This is a genomic window from Salinifilum ghardaiensis, assembly GCF_054491345.1.
This window is the reverse complement of sequence record NZ_CM137101.1, coordinates 1,020,673-1,039,866: the sequence shown is the minus strand read 5'-3', so window position 1 is coordinate 1,039,866 and position 19,194 is coordinate 1,020,673. Positions and strand designations below refer to the sequence as shown.

The window sequence follows — 19,194 nt, the reverse complement described above, 5'->3', positions numbered from 1 at the left end:
CGTCGGGGAGTCCGCGGATCGGCTGGTGCAGCGGGTCGGGCGGGGGAACCTCCGGCGAGGCCGCGCCGCGGGCTCCCCGACATCGGGTAGCCACCCACCGCGGCACCTGGGCCTCAGCCCACCGGCACTCGCCGCGCCCGCTGCTCGTCCGGGTCCGCGACCGGGGCCGCCGCCAGCAGTTCCCGCGTGTAGGCGTGCGCGGGCCGCCCGAGCACCTGCTCCCTCCCGGCGCACTCCACGACTTCACCCGCCTGCAGGACCGCCACGCGATCGGCCAACCGGTTGATCACGGCCAGGTCATGGCTGATGAACAGGCACCCGAACCCCTGCTCCCGCTGCAGCCGCTGGAGCAGGTCCAGCACCGCGTCCTGCACGGAGACGTCCAGCGCGCTGGTGGGTTCGTCGGCGATCAGCAGTTCCGGTTCCAGCGCCAGCGCACGGGCGATGCTCACGCGCTGCCGCTGCCCGCCGGAAAGTTCGCGCGGATACCGCTGCCCGGTGCTCCCGCCGAGCTCGACCGCGTCCAACAGCTCGGCCACGCGCCGCGCCCGTGCTCCGCGATCGCCGCTGCGGTGCAGTCGCAGCGGTTCCGCGATGCTGTCGTCGACGGTGCGCGCGGGGTCCAGCGAGGAACCGGGGTCCTGAAACACCACACCGATGTGCCGCCGCCACCGCCGCAACGCGCGCTGCGACAGACGAGTGATGTCCTGCCCGAGCAGCTCCACCGCTCCCTCCGACGGACGCATCAACCGCGCCGCGCACCGCCCGATCGTGGACTTGCCCGAACCGGACTCGCCCACGAGCCCGAGCACCTCCCCGCGGTCGATGCGCAGCGACACCCGGTCGACGGCGCGGCGGGCACCGTAGTCGACGCTCAGCTCGGCGATCCGCAGCAACGGACGGGCCCGCCCCTCGCCGTCCGCGCCGGTGCCGTCCACTCGCAGGCTGGGCACGGCAGCGAGCAGTCGGGCGGTGTACTCGTGCCGCGGCTCGCGGAACAGCTCGTGCACGGGGGCACGTTCCACGATCTCCCCCTCCCGCATCACGAGGACCCGGTCGGCCAGGTCCGCGACCACGCCCATGTCGTGCGTGATGAGCAGCACCGACATGCCGAACCGGTCGCGCAGGTCCCGCAGCAGCGCCAGGATCTCGGCCTGCGCGGTCACGTCCAGCGCGGTGGTGGGCTCGTCGGCGATGAGCACCTGCGGTCTGCACGCGAGCGCCAGCGCGATCAGGACGCGCTGCCGCTGCCCGCCGGAGAGCTGGTGCGGGTAGTACCGCAACCTCGTCCGCGGCTCCGGAACGCCGACGAGGTCCAGCAGCTCCGCGGCGCGCTCGCGCGCCCGCCCGGCACCGTCCTCGTCATGCAGCCGCACGGTCTCGGCGAGCTGCCAGCCGATGGTGAAAACCGGATTCAGCGATGTCATCGGCTCCTGGAAGACCATCGCGATCCGGCATCCGCGGATGCGGCGCAGTTCGACCTCGCCCTGCCCGACCAGCTCGGTGCCGGCCACGGTGAGACTGCCGCGCACGTCCGCGTTCTGCGGGAGAAGACCGAGAGCGGACAGGGCCGTGACGCTCTTGCCCGAGCCGGACTCACCGACGACCGCGAGGACCTCGCCCTCGTCCAGCCGGAACCCGATTCCGCTGACCGCCTCCACGTCGCCATCGCCGGTGCGGAAACGCACGCGGAGGTCCGCGCACTGCAGCAACGGGCTGTCGCTCATCGACGTTCCTGCCGCGCGATCATTCGGCCGAGGAGAACTGCGGCATCACCACGGCCGGAACACGCGAGTCCGATTCGGATTCGTCCGGTTCCGCGTCGGTGCCCGCGTCGTCCGCAACGGCCGCTTCCTCCGCCGAGGAGTCCTCGGCCTGCGCGGAGGACGCGGAGGGCGCGGAGCTCCCGCTGAGGTTCAGCAAGCCCTCCACCGCGGTCTCGCCCTGCTCGGGGGAGTCGGCTCCAGCGGCGTCGTCGCCGGGCTCGGCTTCCTGGCTGAGGCGCTCCTTCGTGCGCCGGGCAGCACCGCGGATCTGCTCGGTGAGGTCGCGGTTGACCTTGCGGGAGCGGCGATCTTCCTGCTCTTTCTGCCGCGACTTCGCGGTCTGCGGAATTCGCGCCCGCCGGACGTAGTGATCGAGCAGCGCTCTCAGCTCGCGGGCATGGCGTTCGTTCAGGTCAATTTCGTAAGTGACACCGTCCAGCGCGAACGTGACGGTGTACTGCGCTGGCGAGCCGTCGAGGTCGTCGACGAGTTCGACCTGAATGCGTTCGGCCATGATCACCTGTCTTGTGCACGGAGCCCGCCGACGCTCGCGTCGAGGCGGGACTGCTGCGAACCCTCGCCACGTTGTAGCACGCGGCCGATACCGTTGTCTCTTTCCTCCGCGGAGATTCCGCGCACCGGGGCCGTGCCCTCCGAAGCCGGGCCCTTCGAGGTCGGGGACGCGACGACGCCGCCCCAGCACTCCGAAAACGCCCCACCGGACCGACCGGCGACCATCACCACACCAGTTTCCAGAACAGACCCACGTCACAATGTGCGCTCGTCGCCCTCAGCATACACAATACCGGTGTGGCCGACGACAGGAGTTTCCCGCGGCCGGCGGCGCGGAAACTCACGTGAGGCGCGCGCCCTCTCCTGCGCGGAGAGGCGCCCGAAAACGGCCCGCCGCGCGGGCCGCCACCCACCACTGCGGCGGGCACCGCGGAAACGCCCCCGGTGAAACGGCGGCATTGTGCGCCGCCGCCGAATTCGGCGAATGTGCGCGAATCCACGAAATCCCGGCGTGCCACCTCCCCATTCTGCTGCAGCGGGCCGGGCGAATCCGCGGGAGTGCCCCGCGGCACCACCCCGACACCCGGCAACCTACCGCGCCAGCACCGGCGACGGAAGCGCCGCGCTCCGCGATGCGGCCCGCACCCGCCCGGCGGGCGGCAATCACCCACGGACGGAGCAGCGCCCGCCTACTCGCCGAGGAACTCGATGATCTCCTCCCGGTCGGGCATGGAACTGCTCGCCCCGCGCCGCCCGACCGACACGGCAGCACCGGCGGAAGCCCAGCGCAGCGACTCCTCCACCGAGCGGCCCTCGCCCAGCGCCGAGCACAGCACGCCGAGGAACGTGTCCCCGGCGGCGGTGGTGTCCACCGCCTCGACCGGGAAGCTCGGGACGTGCACCTGCTCACCGGTGCGGCTGCCGTACAGCGCGCCTTCCGACCCCAGGGTGATGACGACCTCCGGCACCTGCTCCAGCAGGGCGGACAGGGCCTCCCGCGGCTCCTCGCGCCCGGTGAGCACGGCCGCCTCGTGCTCGTTCGGCACGAGCAGGTCGACGTCCGCGAGGAGCTCGGCGGGCAGCTCCGCCGCGGGCGCCGGCGTGAGCACCACGCGCACCCCGTTGCGCCGCCCCGCGCGCGCCGCCGCCACCACCCCGGCCAGCGGGATCTCCAGCTGCAGCAGCAGGCTGTCGGAAGCGGCGATGCGCTCCTCGTCCCCCGCGGCGAGGCCGTCGACCGAGTCGTTGGCGCCGCCGATGACGACGATGGAGTTGCCGCCCTCGTCGTCGACGACGATGTGCGCGGTGCCGCTGCGCCCGGGGACGGTGCGCAGCCCGTCCGCGTCCACCCCGGAGGTGCGCAGCGTCCGGCGCAGTTCCTCGCCGAACTCGTCCCGGCCGACCGCGCCGATCATCCGCGCCCGCGCCCCCGCCTTGGCCGCGGCGAGGGCCTGGTTGGCTCCCTTGCCGCCGGGAACTGTGGTGAACTCGTACCCGTGTACCGTCTCGCCCCGGTGCGGGGCCCGCGGCACGGAGGCCACCAGGTCCATGTTGCAACTGCCGAAGACCACGAGATCCGTCACGGGCCTCATCATCGCGGACGGCGCCGCGGCCGCGCCGCCCGGGCCGGGACCCCGGCTCGGGCACCCCGCGCGCACGTGCCCGCGGACGTGCGCGGATGATCGGCACGACGCGCCGGTCGGCCCGGAGCGGTCCGGCCCGTCGGCGCCAGGAGACGTACCATTCCCGCAACCCGTACGGAGAGGCGTGACACGGTGGATTACGCGGTGACCGCGGAGCTCAAGTCCCCTGCGGAGGCCGAGCTCGACGCGCTGCAGCAGGAAGGCGTCGCGGCGGTGCTGGACCGCCAGCTGGCGCTGATCGAGGGCATCGCCGGCGAGGACGAGGGCGAGATCGATGTGCTGGACTATCGCATCGCCGTGCACGCGAGCGGGGCGAGCGTGGTCCTGGCCCTGGACGCGCCGTCGCTGACGGACGCCGAGCAGGCCGCCGCCGCTGTGCTGGACCAGTTGCTGCAGGAGAGCGAACTGCTCACGGCGTGGACCGTGGACCACTCCGAAGTGCAGATCACCGAGGACGAGTTCAACCTCAGCCTGGCGGCCGCCGACGGCGCCGAGGGCGAGGACGGCGCGCTGGAGGTCTCCGACGAGCAGGCCGACGAGCAGCTGCTCGCCGCGCTCGAGCAGGCGCTCTCCGGGGCGGAGGACGAGACCGAGCTGGACAGCGAGGAGTGGCGCGAGGTGCTCGGCGCCCAGGCGGACCAGCTGCGCGCCTTCGACCTGACCGCGTTCGTGGCCGCGCCGGAGGACGACGAGGCCGAGCAGCGCGCGCGCCTCGCGGCCGGGGCGCTGGTGCACGCGGCCACGTTCGTCACCGAGGCGCTGTACCAGGACGAGCTGACCCTGGCGCTGCAGGGCGCGACGGTCGCGGACGTGGACGACCTGCTCATCCTGACCGACCTGCCGCCGTGCTACGACTTCCGCTACACGACGACGTTCGCCCGTGCGCTGCTGCTGTCCACCGCCGCGGTGGCCTCGCGGCTGACCACGCGCGAGTGGGTCCCGCCGCGCACCGTGGCCGAGTGCTGGGGGATGCGGCTGATGGTCAACGCCGCGCGGGAGACCCTCGAGGCCGCCGAACTGCTCACCGCGGAGACCACGGCACAGCTGTTCGACACGTTCCTGGGGCAGGCGCTGCCGGACCGCTCGTTCGAGGAGCTCTACGAGATCGACCGCTCGCTCGACTCCGCCGAGGACACCGGTGCGCCGGGCGAACGCCCGGCCGAGGAGATCGAGGACGAGCTGCGCGGTCGCGGACTGGCCATCGACCAGTGGTTCGTGCCGGACGACACCGAGGGGCTGCACCCGTACCTGCTGCTGGCCTGAGCCGGCACCGGCGCAGCTGCACGCGGGGCCGGGCGGTCACGGATGACCGCCCGGCCCCGCTGCGTCCGGCGTGCTGCGCGCTCCCGAGGTCCGCGCGGTCACTCCTGCTGGTTGCGCACCGAGTACGGCGGCACGGTGCACCCGATGAGGCTGGCGTCGTCGACCGTGCGCGGGCGGTAAGCGGACGTCGGGAAGTTGTCCAGCATCAGGTTGGTCGGGTCGTCCACCTGCTCGCCGCGGCCGAACAGGAACGACCACTCGTGCTCGTCGGAGCCGAAGTACACGGTGGTGTCGAACACGGACTGGAAGCGGTTGTAGGCCCGGATGAGCGTGGTGTTGCGCCACACGGTCGGCGAGCCGGCCTGGAACGCGGCGACGCCCCCGGGCGACAGGACCGCGTGGCACCGCCGCACGAAGTCCTCCCCGTACAGCCGGTTGTGCTGCTGCTCGCCGGCGTCGGCGCGCTCGTCCGGCAGGTCCAGCACGACGACGTCGTAGCCCTCCGGGGGAGCCTGCTCCAGGAAGCTCTCGCCGTCCTGGTAGTGCACGGCGATCGGGCCGTCACCGCTCTCCGCGCCGGAGAGCTCCGCAGGGGAGTAGCCGTACGGCAGCGTCTCGGCGCACAGCCGCACGCACTCCTGGTCGATGTCGACGTGGTCGACCTGCGAGGCCCCGGCCTGCACCGCCATCCGGCTCGCCACGCCCTCGCTGGATCCGATGATGAGCACGCGTTCGATCTTCTCGGCGAGCAAGAACGCCGGCACCATCATCGCCTCGTGGTAGACGAGCTGCGAGAACTCCGTGCTCTGCCGATCGTCGTCGCAGAACAGCGAGATCCCTTGCCCCGTGCGCGCGATCACGACGTTCTGGTACGCCGTGTCCCGTTCGGCCAGCACCTCGTCGACCCGCCAGAGGCGCCGCATGTCGGCGCCCATCGGTTCCTGGATCCACCGGTGCCCGTCGAGTTCGATCAACGGTGCTCCTCCTAGCACTCTGCGCCCGGCAGGGCGGCTCACGACAGATCGGCGAAGTCTCGGCCGCGGCGTATGGTTTGCGTGTTCGTCGAGGCGGGGCGCAACGCATCCGCGAGCAGCTGCACGGCACGCTCAGGCTGCGCGGTGTTTCCGCAGGTGAAGACGTCGATGAAAATCGACCCGTCCTCGGGGTACGTGTGCAGCGAAGCGTGCGATTCCGACAGCAGCGCCAGGATGGTGACGCCCTGCGGATCGAACTTCTTGGCGATCACCTGGCACACCGTGGCGTCCGAGCGATCGAGCGCGGACTCCAAGGTGTCCCGCAGGAACTGTTCGTCGTCGAGCAGTTCCGGCGTGACGCCTTCCAGTTCAGCGAGAACGTGCTGGCCGGCGAAGAGGCCGACCGGCGGCGTGGCGGTGTCCACGGACATTGAAGACCTCCCGACGAAGCGGCGGTTTTCCCTCCCCACTGGAGGCGATATCGCGTGCGGATTTCTCCTGGTTACTTCCCCGGGCCGCGGGTGCGGACACGTGGGGAAGACTCATCGGGCGAGACTGTCGAAGCAGTGCGTGGGCAGCGGCGCGAAGCCGTTGAAGCCCACGGACGAGTAGCTCGCCGTATAAGCACCGGCGCTGAGCAGGTCCACCCAGTCACCGGAACGCAGCGTCACCGGCAGTTCGTACCGCGTGCGCTGGTACAGCACATCGTCCCCGTCGCAGGTGGGCCCCGCCAGCACGACGGGCCCGCGCGGGTCGTCGTCGCGCGCGGTGCGGAGCCGGTAGGTGATGGCTTCCCCCTCTGCTTCGGCCAGCCCGTTGTACCGGCCGATGTCCAGGTACAGCCATCGCGCGGGGTCCGTTCCCGAGCGTTCGCCCTCGTCGGCGACGAGGACGACTTCCGAGCGCAGCACGCCCGCGTCGCCCACGAGGAACCGGCCGGGCTCCACGAGCAGCTCCGGGCGCGCCGCGCCGAAGGCCTGGTCGAGCGCGTGCTCGATCCGCGTCACGTAGTCGGAGACCTCGGGTGCCGACTCGGTGTAGGTGGCGGGCAGGCCGCCACCGAGGTTGACCGTCCGCAGCGCCAGGCCGTTGTCCGCGCAGTTCCGGAAGACCCGCTGTGCGGCCGCAATTCCCTGCTCGAAGGCAGCGGGGTCGTGCTGCTGCGATCCACTGTGGAATGAAACGCCGCAGGGGTCGAGGCCGAGCTCGGCCGCGCGCAGCAGCAGCGTCGCGGCGTGCTCCGGTGGGCAGCCGAACTTCGTGCCGAACGGGGTGCGCGAGCCGCTGTCGTCCACCAGCACCCGGCAGAACACGCTGGCACCGGGCGCCGACTCGGCGATCGCGGCGAGGTCGGCGGCGCTGTCGGTGGCGAACAGCCGTACGCCGCGCCGGTGGGCGGCGGCGATGTCCGCGGGCTTCTTGATGGTGTTGCCGTAGGAGAGCGACTCGACCGCGGCGCCCGCGGTCAGGCACAGGTCGATCTCGCCGATGCTGGCGACGTCGAAGGCGCTGCCGAGCCGGACGAGTTCCGCGACGACCTCGCGGGCGGGATTGGCCTTGACCGCATAGCAGATGCGCGCGTCCGGCAGCGCGGCGCGCAGTTGCTCGAAGCGACTGCGCACCTGCGCCAAATCGACGACGAGGCACGGCGTTTCGGGAGAATACTGGTCGAAGTACTCCCGGATCGCTTCCGGCGCGGGAGCGTCAGCTGCTTGTGCGGTGCCGCTGGGGCGGTCCGTCACACCGAAGGTGGCGGACAGGTTGGTCAATCCCGGTACCTCCGTCTCGCATGAAGGTGGAATGACGGGATGGCGAGCGCCCCCCGCTGAACACGACGCGACCCGACACGATACCGCGCCGGGATGTGGATTTCGAACCGCCCACCGACGTACCGCGCGCCGGTCAGCGGGCCTGTGACCGCCCCCACCCGGACCCTGCGGCGGGGACGTTCCCATCGTACAAATCCCGTTCCGCGCTGTGGCAACCGGCCTGCGATCTCACCCCCTCAGGACGCCGTCCGCTCCAGCCGCAGCGCCAGGTAGAAGTCCACGCGCGTGGCGAACGCGCCGAGGTCGCGGCCGGTGAGCTGCTCGATGCGCCGCAGGCGATAACGCAGCGTGTTGACGTGCACGTGCAGCCGTTGCGCGCAGCGCGCCCACGAACCGGAGCACGCCAGGAACTCGTCCAGCGTGCGCACGAGCTCGGAGTGGTGCGCGGCGTCGTAGTCGTGCAGCTGGCCGAGCAGCCGCGCGCGGTACGAGCGGCGCAGGTCCTCCGGCACGGAGGCCAGCAGCACGTCGTGGGTGCGCAGCTCCTCGGCCGTGGCCACTCGCGTGTCCGCACCGCTCGCCGCCGCCTCGCGGCTCTCGACGAGGCGGCGCGCGTGCGCGGCCTCCTCCACCGCGGCCCGCAGCTCGGTGGCGGCCTGCACCCCGCTGATCCCGACGGCGATGTCCGCGTGCCACCGCGCCGCCGCGGCGTCGACGAGCCCGCGCAGCCGCACGTCCAAGTCGGACAGATCGCCCCCGTCCGCGGAGAACAGCGTCACGGCCGCCTCGTCGAGCGGCGCGGTCACGGACAGCGTGCCCGCGGCCGCGGCCAGCTCGCGCAGCAGTGCCGCGCTGCGCGCGGAGTCGCCCGCGGTGAGCGAGACCGCCCGCACCGGATCGCCTGCGGACATGCCGATGCTCTCCAGCCGCGCGGTCGCCTCGGCCGCCCCGGCCGTGCCGTCGAGCAGCCCGGGCAGCACCGCCTGCACGGCGCGCCCGGCGATGCGCCGCGCCTGGTCGACGCGGCTGCGCACGAGGGCCACGACCGTGGCCACGTCGGCCGCGACGGCTTCCCGCCCCTCCGCGTCGTCACCGCGGCGCACCACGACCCACCAGCGGGCCGCCTCCACCGCGTCGCCGGTGTCCACCGGCCACAGCAGGAACGCCTCGCCGGAGGGCCCACCGCCGCGGGGGCTGCCCGCAGCCGCGGGCACGCGCACCGTGCACGGCACGGGGTGCCGCCGCGGGAGCTCCGCCGCCAGCCGCGCGCACACCTCCTCGGACAGCGCGGCGCTGCCCGCCACCTGCGCGCCGACCGCCGAGAGCACCCAGCAGTCCGTGCCCGTGTCACCGCCGGCCAGGGCGAGCACGTGGTTGAGGTCGGCCCCGGCGGCGACCGCGGCCATCAGCTCCCGGCGCGGCGCCGCGTGCGGCTGGACCCGCTCGGCGAGGGTGTTGAAGCTGACCGACAGCGGCACCTGCACCGCCGGAACGCCGTGCCGCTCGCAGGCGGTGACCAGATCCGGCGGAGTATCACCCAACCGGGCGGTTCCGCAGGCGACCGCGGCGACGCCCGCCTCGGCCAGCGCGGAGACGAACCGCTCGGAGGACTCCTCGCCGGTCCACCACATGAGCCCGCTGAGCACGAGCTCCCCGCCGTGCAGGTAGCGGCGCGGGTCCAGCAGGTCGGTGACGTACACACCCCGGATCGGGCGGTCTTCCCCCGGAGGGGTGAGCCAGCGCAGCCCCAGGTCGGCGTCCGCCACCAGGTCGCCCAGCAGCATCTCGCACCTCCTCGCCCGGTCACCGCGCTCGCCGCGGGGGTTCCGCGGTGATTGGAGAAACATACAAACCACCCCGCATCACCGGGAAGGCTTTTCGGTGGATCCACCGCTAGTCACCAGGCGGACACGGGCGGTGTACTCATCGGCAAGTCGAACGTCGTTGGGAGGACACCGTGGAATTCCTGCAGCCGACTTCGTGGGAGCAGGCCCTCGAAGTCAAGGCCGAGCACCCCGATGCGGTGCCCCTGTGCGGCGGCACGGACGTCATGGTGGAGCTCAACTTCGACCGCGCCCGCCCCCAGGCACTGCTGGACCTCACCCACGTGCCCGGGATGAACACGTGGTCGGAACACGACGGCGTGCTGCGCCTCGGCGCGGGGCTGACCTACGCGCGGCTGGTCACCGAGCTCGCCGACCGGCTGCCCGCCCTGGCCATGGCCGCGCGCACCGTGGGCTCCCCGCAGATCCGCAACCGCGGCACGCTCGGCGGCAACCTCGGATCGGCCTCCCCCGCCGGGGACTCGCACCCGCCGCTGCTGGCCGGCGCCGCGGAGGTGGAACTCGCCTCCACCCGCGGGACGCGGCGCGTCCCCGCCGCGGAGTTCTACACCGGTCCGAAGCGCTCCGCGCTGGCCGCCGACGAGCTCATCGCCGCCGTGCACGCCCCCGCCGCCCGCGGCCCGCAGCAGTTCAGCAAGATCGGCCCGCGCAACGCCATGGTCATCGCGGTGTGCGCCTTCTCCGTCGCGCTCGAACCGGAGACCGGCCGCGTCGGCACCGGCATCGGCTCGGCGGGCCCGACCCCGCTGCGCGCCCCGGAGGCGGAGGAGTTCCTCGCCTCCGCGCTGACCGAGCGCTGGGGGAGCACCAGCCCCCTGCCGGAGGAGCTCACCCGCGCCTTCGGCGAGCGGGTGGCCGCCGCGGCGCAACCGATCGACGACGTGCGCGGCACCGCCGACTACCGCCAACACGCCCTGTCCGTGCTGGCCCGCCGAACGCTCACGTGGGCCTGGGACGAATTCCGCACCGGGAGGCAACGATGCGCCTGAACCTCACCCTCAACGGCCGGTCCGCGCAGGTCGACAACGTCGCCGCGGACGAGAGCCTGCTGCGCACGCTGCGCGAGCGGCTCGGCCTCGCCGGGTCGAAGAACGCCTGCGAGCAGGGCGAGTGCGGCTCGTGCACCGTCTACCTCGACGAGGTGCCCGTGTGCTCCTGCATGGTCGCCGCCGGGCAGGCGCAGGGGCGGACCGTGCGCACCGTCGAAGGGCTCGCCTCCGGCGAGCGGCTGGACCGCGTGCAGGAGGCCTTCGTCGAGACGGGGGCGGTGCAGTGCGGCTTCTGCACCCCCGGGCTGGTCGTGCAGGCCCACGACCTGCTCGACCGCGTGCCCGAGCCCTCCGATGCGGAGATCCGGGAGGCCCTGGCGGGCAACCTGTGCCGCTGCACCGGCTACGAGAAGATCATGAGCGCCGTCCGGCTGGCCGCGCACCGCGAGGCGGAGGAGGCGGGATGACCCGCACCGTGCTCGAAGGCGGCGCCGTCGTCACCGTGGACGACGCGGGTGCGGAGCACCGCGAGGGCCACGTGGTCGTCGACGGCGGGCGCATCACCGCGGTCGGGCCCGGCCCGGCTCCCCCGCAGGACGTGCCCGCCACGCGGGTCGACCTGCGCGGGTGCCTGGTCACCCCCGGCCTGGTGAACACGCACCACCACCTCTACCAGTGGGCCACGCGCGGGCTGGCAGCCGACGAGGGCCTGTACGAGTGGCTCACCGCGCTGTACCCGGCCTGGGCGCGCATGGACGAGTGGTCGGTGCACGCCGCCGCGAGCGCGGGACTGGCGCGGCTGGCCCGCAGCGGCTGCACGACGGTGGCCGACCACCACTACCTGTTCCCCCGTTCGGGCGGCGACGTGTTCGGCGCGGTGGTGCGGGCCGCCGAGCGGATCGGGCTGCGGCTGCACGCGGTGCGCGGCTCGATGGACCGGGGGCGGCGGCACGGCGGTCTCCCGCCGGACGAGGTGGTGGAGGACCACGACGAGGCGCTGGCGGCCACGGCCGAGGCGATCGACCGGTGGCACGACCCGTCCGCGGACTCCGCGGTGCGCGTGGCGGTCGGACCGTGCTCCCCGTTCACCGTCACCTCCGGGCTCATGCGGCAGGCCGCGGAGCTGGCGCGGCAGCGCGGGGTGCGGCTGCACACGCACCTGGCCGAGACCGTGGACGAGCACCGCCAGTGCGCCCGCGAACACGGCTGCACCCCCGCGGAGTACGCCGCCGGGCTCGGCTGGCTCGGCCCGGACACGTGGGTGGCGCACGGGGTGCACCTGGCCTCCGGCGGGGTGGAGAAGCTCGCCGGCGCGGGCACGGGCGTGGCGCACTGCCCCTCGTCGAACGCCCGGCTGGGCGCGGGCAGCGCACCCGTGCGCGAGCTGCTGCGGGCGGGTGCGCCCGTGGGGCTGGGCGTGGACGGGGCGGCGTCCAACGAGGACGGCGGCCTGGTCCGCGAACTCCCGCAGGCCCTGTTCACCGCACGCGCGCGCGCAGGACCCCGTGCTCTGGGGGTGCGCGAGGTGCTGCGGATGGCCACGCGCGGTGGTGCGCGCTGCCTCGGGCGGGAGGCGGAGCTGGGCGCGCTGGCCCCGGGGATGCTCGCCGATCTCGCGGTGTGGCGGCTGGACGGGCTCGAGCACGCCGGGATCTCCGACCCGGTCGCGGCGCTCGTCCTCGGCCCGCCACCTGCGGTGGAGCTGCTGCTGCGCGGCGGCGAGACCGTCGTGCAGCGCGGTACGACCAGCGCGGTGGGCGAACACGAACTGGCACATGACCTCACCCGGGCGTGCGCCCGGACGACGGACTGAGAGGTGGGACATGACCGGCAGGGCTCCCGCTGACGCGACGGGCACGCTCGTGTCCGAAGTCGCCGGCGGCATCGGTGAATCGGCGGCGCGTTCGGACGGTCCGGCGAAGGTGCGCGGCGACTTCGCCTACGCCTCCGACCTGTGGGTGGAGAACATGGTGTGGGGCGCGACCCTGCGCAGCCCGCACCCCTACGCGCGGATCCGCGGCATCGACATCGGACCGGCGCTGCGGATGCGCGGGGTGCACGCGGTGCTCACCGCCGAGGACGTGCCGGGGGTGAACCGCTACGGCCTGAAGCACGCCGACCAGCCCGCGCTGGCCGAGGACGTGGTGCGCTTCCGGGGCGAGGCGGTGGCGCTGGTCGCCGCCGAGGACCAGGACACCGCGCGGCGGGCGACGGAGAGCATCGTCGTCGACTACGAGGTGCTCGAACCGGTGACCGACCCGCAGCGGGCGGCGCACGACGCCGAGCTGCCCGCGCTGCACCCGGACGGCAACGTGGTGCGGCACCAGGTGATCCAGCACGGCGACCCCGCCGCGCATGCCGACGTGGTGGTGTCCGAGGTGTACACCGTGGGCATGCAGGACCAGGCGTTCCTCGGTCCGGAGGCGGGGCTGGCACTGCCCGCCGAGGACGGCGGCGTGGACCTGTTCCTGGCCACGCAGGACCTGCACACCGACCGCGCGCAGACGGCGCGGTGCCTGGGGCTCGATCCGGAGCAGGTGCGCATGACCCTGTCCGGGGTCGGCGGCGCGTTCGGCGGCCGCGAGGACCTGTCCATCCAGGTGCACGCGTCGATGCTGGCGCTGCGCACCGGGCGGCCGGTGAAGATGGTCTACGACCGGGAGGAGTCGTTCTTCGGCCACGTGCACCGGCACCCGGCAACGCTGCGCTACGAGCACGGCGCCACCCGCGACGGCGAGCTGGTCTACGTCAGGGCGGTGCAGTACTTCGACGGCGGCGCGTACGCGTCGAAGACCCCGGTGGTCGTGGGGAACGGCTCCACGCTCGGCGCCGGTCCCTACCGGGTGCCGAACGTGCACATCGACAGCTGGGGCGTGTACACGAACAACCCGCCGTGCGGGGCGATGCGCGGGCTGGGCGCGGTGCAGCCGACGTTCGCCTACGAGTCCCAGATGGACAAGCTCGCGGCCGCCCTGGGGATGGACCCGGTGGAGCTGCGGCGGAAGAACGCCATCGACAAGGGCGACGTGACACCGACCGGGCAGGTGCTCGACTACCCCACGTCGGTCGACGAGATGCTCCGCCGCGTGCGCGAGATGCCCATGCCCGCCGCGTCGCCCTCCGGGGCCGGGGCGGACATCCGCGACCTGCCGGGCGGCGCGGCGAACACCACGCACGGCGAGGGGGTGGTGCGCGGCGTCGGGTACGGCACGACGATCAAGAACGTCTGCTACGCCGAGGGCGCGGACGACTTCTCCACCGCCCGCGTGCGGCTGGAGCTGCTGGGCGGGCAGCCGGCGGCGGTCGTGCACACCGCAGCCGCCGAGGTCGGCCAGGGCCTGCTGACGGTGCAGCAGCAGATCGTGCGCACCGAGCTCGGCGTCTCGCGGGTGACGGTGCACCCCAACGACACCGATGTCGGCCCGTCCGGGTCCAGTTCGGCCTCCCGCCAGACCTACGTCACCGGTGGCGCGGTGCGCGAGGCCGCCACCGCGGTGCGCGAGGAGCTGCTGCAGCGCGCCGGGCAGGAACACGGCGTGGACGCGCACCGGTTGTCGCTGATGGACGGCGCGATCATCGACGCGGACTCCGGGGAGATCGCGGATCTGTCCACCGTGCTCGGTGCGGGCCCCGTCGAGTCCACCCGCGAGTTCCACCACCGGGAAACCTTCCCGATGGACGAGAACGGCACGAGCGAGCGCGTCCACGTGCAGCACGCCTTCTCCGCGCACCGGGCGGTCGTGGACGTCGACGTGGAGCTCGGTCTGGTCAAAGTGGTGCAGCTGGCCTGCTCCCAGGACGTGGGCAAGGCGATGAACCCGGATGCGGTGCGCGGCCAGATCCAGGGCGGTTCGGCCCAGGGCCTGGGACTGGCCGTCATGGAGGAGATCCACGTCTCCGACGGGGCGATCCGCAACCCGTCGTTCACCGACTACCTCATCCCGACGATCGCGGACATGCCGCCGATGGAGATCGACGTGCTGGAAAGCGCCGACCCCAACGCCCCGTACGGGGTGCGCGGCGTGGGCGAGCCGCCGACGATCTCGACGACACCGGCGGTCGTGGCGGCGATCCGCGACGCCACCGGCAAGGCGCTCGCGCACACCCCCGTCACCGCCGAGCACATCACCGTAGACGAGAGCACCGCAGAGGAGTGAGCATGCGATCGAGGAACACCGCCGTCGCCGGCACCGAGCACCGGTGGATGAACCGGGCGGTCGAGCTGGCCACCGAGAACGTCGGCGACGGCGGCGGGCCGTTCGGGGCGCTCGTCGTGCGCGGCGAGGAACTGGTGGCCACCGGGACGAACCGGGTCACCGCGGAGCTCGACCCGACCGCGCACGCCGAGGTCAGCGCGATCCGCACGGCCTGCCGCACGCTGGGCGCGTTCAGCCTGAGCGGCTGCGTGCTCGTCAGCTCCTGCGAGCCGTGCCCGATGTGCCTGGCCAGCGCGCTGTGGGCGCGCCTGGACGCGGTGCTCTACGCCGCGGACCGCCAGGACGCGGCCGAAGCGGGCTTCGACGACCGCGCTTTCTACCGCCTGTTCGAGGACTCCGACGCGGTGTGGCCGACGGAGGTCCGCCGCCTGGACGTGGAGGACCGCAACGCGGCGTTCGACGCCTGGCGCGCCAAACCCGACCGCGTCGACTACTGACGCGGGCTGACACCCCGCTTCCGGCAGGAACAGCGGCCGGAAAACGGTGACCGGACCGAATCCGCGCGCGGAACCGCGGTTCCGCGCGCTCTTCCGAATTCCTCTGCGGAGCGTGCCACCGGCATTCGCCCCGGCAATCCGCGTGTGCTCCGCACGTTTCGCCCAGCCGCCGCACGGCGGCGAAAGAGCAGAGGACCCACCGGCAAGGGAGAAGACATGGGCGAACGCACCGCGACCAGAGAATCGACGGCGAGACCGGGAATCCTCGACACCTATTTCCGGATATCGCCGCGCGGGTCCACAGTGGGCCGCGAATTGCGCGGGGGCGTGACGACGTTCGTCGCGATGGCCTACATCGTCATGCTCAACCCGCTGATCCTCGGCTCCTCCAGCGACGCGACGGGAGCCGTGCTCACCACCGAACAGCTCACCACCGCCACCGCCGCCACGGCGGGCGTGGTCACGATCCTCATGGGGCTGGTCGGCAACGCACCGCTGGCGCTCGCCTCGGGGCTCGGGGTGAACGCGGTGGTGGCGTTCACCATCGCGCCGGCCATGACGTGGGCGGAGGCCTTCGGCCTGGTCGTGCTCGAGGGGTTCGTCATCATCGCGATGGCGCTCAGCGGGGTGCGCGAGCGGATCATCAACGCCATCCCCGGACCGCTGAAAACCGCCCTGGCGGTGGGCATCGGCCTGTACATCGCGCTGATCGGGTTCGTCAGCGCCGGTTTCGTCACCCGCAAACCGGACTCGGCCGACACGGACGTGCCCGTCCAGCTCGGGCAGGGACCGGAAGGGCACCTCGTCGGCGTGCCGATCGCGATCTTCTGCTTCAGCCTGCTGCTCATGCTCGTGCTCGTGGTGCGCCGCGTGCCGGGGGCGATGCTCATCGGCATCGCGGTGAGCACGGCCGCGGCCGTCGGCGCCAACGCGCTGCTGGACATCTCCGGGCAGGAGTGGGGCACGGTGACGCCGCAGCTGCCGGAGCAGGTGGTCGGCCACCCGGACTTCAGCCTGTTCGGCACCGTCGACCTGTTCGGCGGGTTCAGCTCCGCGGGCGCGCTGGCCGCGACCGTGTTCCTGTTCACCCTGGTGCTGTCCGGCTTCTTCGACGCCATGGGCACGATCACCAGCGTCGGCAACGAGGCCGGGCTCGTGCGCGACGGACGCGTCGAGGGCATGGGGCGCATCCTCGCCGTCGACGGCCTGGCCGCCACCGCCGGCGGGTTGAGCGGTTCCTCGCCGAACACGGTGTTCCTGGAGTCCGCCACGGGCGTGGCCGAGGGCGCGCGCACGGGGCTGGCCAGCGTCATCACCGGCGGGCTGTTCTGCCTGACGCTGCTGTTCACCCCGCTGGCGGCGATCGTGCCCGCGCAGGCCGCGGCGCCGGCCCTGGTGCTCGTCGGCGGCATGATGATGTCCCAGGTCCGGCACATCCCGTGGGACGATCCGGACTACGTGGTGCCGTCGTTCCTGACGATCGCCGTCATCCCGTTCACCTACATGATCACCAACGGCATCGGCGCGGGCATCATCGCCTTCACCGCGATCAAGCTCGCGCGCGGCAAGGCGCGCGAGATCGGCTGGCTGGTGGGCGCCCTCGCCGTCGTGTTCGCGCTGTACTTCGGCGTGGAGGCCATCGAGGCGCTGTTCGGCTAGCCGGCGGGAGCTGACCTCGCGGGAGCCGGACGGCTGCGCCGGTGCCGCACCGCGAACGGAGGAACCGCATGCCCGCGGGAGTCGTGCTGGCTGCCGGGGCGGGACGCCGCTTCGGCCGCCCCAAGGCCCTCGTCGAGCACGACGGGGAGCTGCTGGTGGAACGCGCCTGCCGAGTGCTGCGGGAGGGCGGCTGCTCGCCCGTGTTCGCGGTGCTCGGCGCCGCCGCGGAGCAGGTGCGCGCGACGGCTCGGCTGCCGCGGGTGCGGCCGGTGGACAACCCCGGCTGGGACACCGGCATGGGGTCCTCGCTGCGCGCGGGCCTGGCGGCGGCGGAGGCCTCGTCCGCGGAGGCGGTGGTCGTGCTCCCGGTGGACATGCCGGGCATCACCGCCGAAGCGGTCCGCCGGGTGGCCGCGCACTCCGCCCCGGAGGCGCTCGCAGCGGCCTCGTTCGCCGGTGCCCGGGGGCACCCGGTGCTGCTCGGCCGGCAGCACTGGTGCGGGATCCGCGAGGCGGCCGCCGGGGACGCGGGGGCGCGGGAGTACCTGCGGACCCGCCACGTCACCCTCGTCGACTGCGCGGACTGCTCCGACGGCCGTGACGTGGATCGCCCCGAGGACCTCCCGGAGGCGCCGCGTCGTAGGCTCGACGGTGCCCCGCGAGGCTGCCGCGACTCCGGGTGAACCGCTGCTCACCCGCGCGGCACGGGCCGTCGGGACGCGGTCGCCCCGTGCACTGCGATCCCCCGCCCGTGTCGGTCGGACGGCCTCGTACAGTCGAGTGCCACGCGGGTCGCTCCCGTCCGCGTCCGTTCCGGGACGCGCTTCCCGCGCGCCGACGAACTGGGCGTGACCAGGCCGACGACGAGCAGGCCGGAGGCTTCGACAACAGCATGGCTAGCGGACACATCACAGCCGACTACACCCTGGACGGCGCGGACTGGTTGGTCACCGTCACCGCGGGATCCGATCAGCAGACCGTCCGCGCGCCCGGGCTGGTCGCCGCGCGCGACAAGGCGGAGCAGCTCATCGAGCAGCTCGCCGGCAGCCCGAGCGGACGCGTGGTCATCCACCTGCTCGACGGGGACGGCTTCGCGTTCACCACCGCTTACCTGCAGGCCCGCACCGGACTGTCCGACGAGGCGACGCAGCAGGCCGCGGCCGCGGCGAACGCGGGCACCGCGCAGCACCCGCTCGCCCAGTGATCCCCCGCGGGGCCCGCGCCCCGCGTCCCGTGCGCGAACCCCCGCGAGCGCGGCGCGACCGCTGGTGCGCACCGCCCGGCGCCGCACCACCGCGGGGCGGGCCCGCGCGTGCGCGCGCTCCGACGGCCCGCTCCGCTTAGGATGTTCCCAGCGCCCACTGCCCGGAATGCGAGGAGGAACCAGCCGTGACCAGCGTCGAACCCACGCGGCCCGGCACGGGGCGGGGACGCCCCCGGGACTCCAGCCGGGACGCGGCGCTGCGCGAAGCGGCGATGGAGGTCCTCGCCAACGTCGGCTACCGCGCGCTGACCATGGACGCGGTCGCCGCGCAGGCCCGCGCGGGCAAGGCCACGATCTACCGCCGCTGGGAGTCGAAGCTCGACCTGGTCATCGACACCTGCAACCAGCTGGTGCGGCGGAACATCCCGGAGCCCGACTCGGGCTCGGTCGAGGCGGACCTGCGCGAGTTCCTCCGCGCCTTCGGCAGCTTCCTCACCGGCCCTGTCGGCAAAGCCGCCCAAGCCCTGGTGGGCGAGCTGCCCCACGAGCCCGAGCTGGCCGCCGCGTTCCGCCAGTCGTTCCTGCACCCGCAGCGCGGCATCCTGTGGCGCATCATCCAGCGCGGCATCGAACGCGGCGAGATCCGCGAGGACGTGCCGGTGGACACCGTGGTCGAGCTCGCGGGGGCGGCGCTGCTGTACCGCTTGATGCTCACCGACGAGCCGCTGGACGCCGATTTCGTCGACCGGCTCATCGACGAAGGCCTGCTGCGGCTGCTGCAGTGACCGCCGGTGCGCTCCGCTGACGCGCGGGCTCGCTGCTGGACCCCCGCCGGCGGGGTGAGCGTGAGCGCGGGACGGCGCGGACGGCCCCGCGGCGAGCAGGGACGACGCCGGCGGGATCGACGTCGGGTGCT

17 protein-coding genes are annotated in these 19,194 nt (G+C 73.2%); 10 read left to right on the top strand and 7 right to left on the bottom strand.

What is annotated here, in order from left to right; translation table 11 throughout:
• Positions 1-113: 113 nt before the first annotated feature.
• The 3 genes from ACVGV0_RS04705 to rbsK form a co-directional block, all read right to left on the bottom strand.
• Positions 114-1,727, bottom strand: a complete 1,614-nt coding sequence (locus tag ACVGV0_RS04705; protein ID WP_459158625.1) for an ABC transporter ATP-binding protein — start codon at positions 1,725-1,727, stop codon at positions 114-116.
• Positions 1,728-1,746: 19 nt separating this feature from the next.
• Positions 1,747-2,280 (bottom strand): histone-like nucleoid-structuring protein Lsr2, encoded by a 534-nt coding sequence (locus ACVGV0_RS04700; RefSeq protein ID WP_459158624.1) that lies wholly within the window; start codon positions 2,278-2,280, stop codon positions 1,747-1,749.
• Between the two features lie 688 nt (positions 2,281-2,968).
• On the bottom strand, positions 2,969-3,862 hold the full coding sequence (rbsK, locus tag ACVGV0_RS04695) for a ribokinase (RefSeq protein ID WP_459158623.1): 894 nt from the start codon (positions 3,860-3,862) through the stop codon (positions 2,969-2,971).
• A gap of 192 nt (positions 3,863-4,054) precedes the next feature.
• On the opposite strand from rbsK, the gene ACVGV0_RS04690 reads away from it, so the two are divergent.
• Positions 4,055-5,185 (top strand): hypothetical protein, encoded by a 1,131-nt coding sequence (locus ACVGV0_RS04690; RefSeq protein ID WP_459158622.1) that lies wholly within the window; start codon positions 4,055-4,057, stop codon positions 5,183-5,185.
• Between the two features lie 98 nt (positions 5,186-5,283).
• On the opposite strand, the gene ACVGV0_RS04685 is transcribed toward ACVGV0_RS04690, so the two are convergent.
• From ACVGV0_RS04685 to ACVGV0_RS04670, 4 genes are all read right to left on the bottom strand, one after another.
• Entirely contained in the window at positions 5,284-6,159 is an 876-nt protein-coding gene (locus ACVGV0_RS04685; RefSeq protein ID WP_459158621.1) for a spermidine synthase, read from the bottom strand.
• A 38-nt stretch (positions 6,160-6,197) separates the two neighbouring features.
• Positions 6,198-6,590 carry an adenosylmethionine decarboxylase gene (gene speD, locus ACVGV0_RS04680; RefSeq protein WP_459158620.1) on the bottom strand — a complete coding sequence of 131 codons (393 nt, stop codon included), beginning with the start codon at positions 6,588-6,590 and terminating at the stop codon, positions 6,198-6,200.
• Positions 6,591-6,701: 111 nt separating this feature from the next.
• On the bottom strand, positions 6,702-7,928 hold the full coding sequence (locus ACVGV0_RS04675) for a type III PLP-dependent enzyme (protein WP_459158619.1): 1,227 nt from the start codon (positions 7,926-7,928) through the stop codon (positions 6,702-6,704).
• A gap of 236 nt (positions 7,929-8,164) precedes the next feature.
• Positions 8,165-9,712 (bottom strand): helix-turn-helix domain-containing protein, encoded by a 1,548-nt coding sequence (locus ACVGV0_RS04670; protein ID WP_459158618.1) that lies wholly within the window; start codon positions 9,710-9,712, stop codon positions 8,165-8,167.
• 173 nt (positions 9,713-9,885) lie between these two features.
• Here ACVGV0_RS04670 and ACVGV0_RS04665 point away from each other — a divergent pair, with 173 nt between their 5' ends.
• The 9 genes from ACVGV0_RS04665 (at position 9,886) to ACVGV0_RS04625 (ending at position 19,063) form a co-directional block, all read left to right on the top strand.
• A complete protein-coding gene (locus ACVGV0_RS04665) occupies positions 9,886-10,761 on the top strand; it encodes an FAD binding domain-containing protein (protein WP_459158617.1) in 876 nt (291 codons plus the stop codon).
• Positions 10,752-11,228, top strand: a complete 477-nt coding sequence (locus tag ACVGV0_RS04660; RefSeq protein ID WP_459158616.1) for a (2Fe-2S)-binding protein — start codon at positions 10,752-10,754, stop codon at positions 11,226-11,228. Before ACVGV0_RS04665 ends, ACVGV0_RS04660 begins: the two co-directional genes overlap by 10 nt.
• A complete protein-coding gene (locus tag ACVGV0_RS04655; protein ID WP_459158615.1) occupies positions 11,225-12,574 on the top strand; it encodes an 8-oxoguanine deaminase in 1,350 nt (449 codons plus the stop codon). Before ACVGV0_RS04660 ends, ACVGV0_RS04655 begins: the two co-directional genes overlap by 4 nt.
• Before the next feature lie 10 nt (positions 12,575-12,584).
• Complete coding sequence (gene pucD / locus ACVGV0_RS04650) at positions 12,585-14,918, top strand: xanthine dehydrogenase subunit D (protein ID WP_459158614.1); 2,334 nt, start codon at positions 12,585-12,587, stop codon at positions 14,916-14,918.
• 2 nt (positions 14,919-14,920) lie between these two features.
• Entirely contained in the window at positions 14,921-15,415 is a 495-nt protein-coding gene (locus ACVGV0_RS04645) for a nucleoside deaminase (RefSeq protein ID WP_459158613.1), read from the top strand.
• A 216-nt stretch (positions 15,416-15,631) separates the two neighbouring features.
• The gene (locus ACVGV0_RS04640; protein ID WP_459158612.1) at positions 15,632-17,074 is read left to right on the top strand and encodes an NCS2 family permease; all 1,443 of its coding nucleotides are present in this window, start codon (positions 15,632-15,634) and stop codon (positions 17,072-17,074) included.
• Between the two features lie 68 nt (positions 17,075-17,142).
• On the top strand, positions 17,143-17,757 hold the full coding sequence (locus ACVGV0_RS04635) for a nucleotidyltransferase family protein (protein ID WP_459158611.1): 615 nt from the start codon (positions 17,143-17,145) through the stop codon (positions 17,755-17,757).
• A gap of 209 nt (positions 17,758-17,966) precedes the next feature.
• On the top strand, positions 17,967-18,278 hold the full coding sequence (locus tag ACVGV0_RS04630; RefSeq protein ID WP_459158610.1) for a hypothetical protein: 312 nt from the start codon (positions 17,967-17,969) through the stop codon (positions 18,276-18,278).
• Positions 18,279-18,463: 185 nt separating this feature from the next.
• The gene (locus ACVGV0_RS04625; protein ID WP_459158609.1) at positions 18,464-19,063 is read left to right on the top strand and encodes a TetR/AcrR family transcriptional regulator; all 600 of its coding nucleotides are present in this window, start codon (positions 18,464-18,466) and stop codon (positions 19,061-19,063) included.
• Positions 19,064-19,194 lie beyond the last annotated feature (131 nt).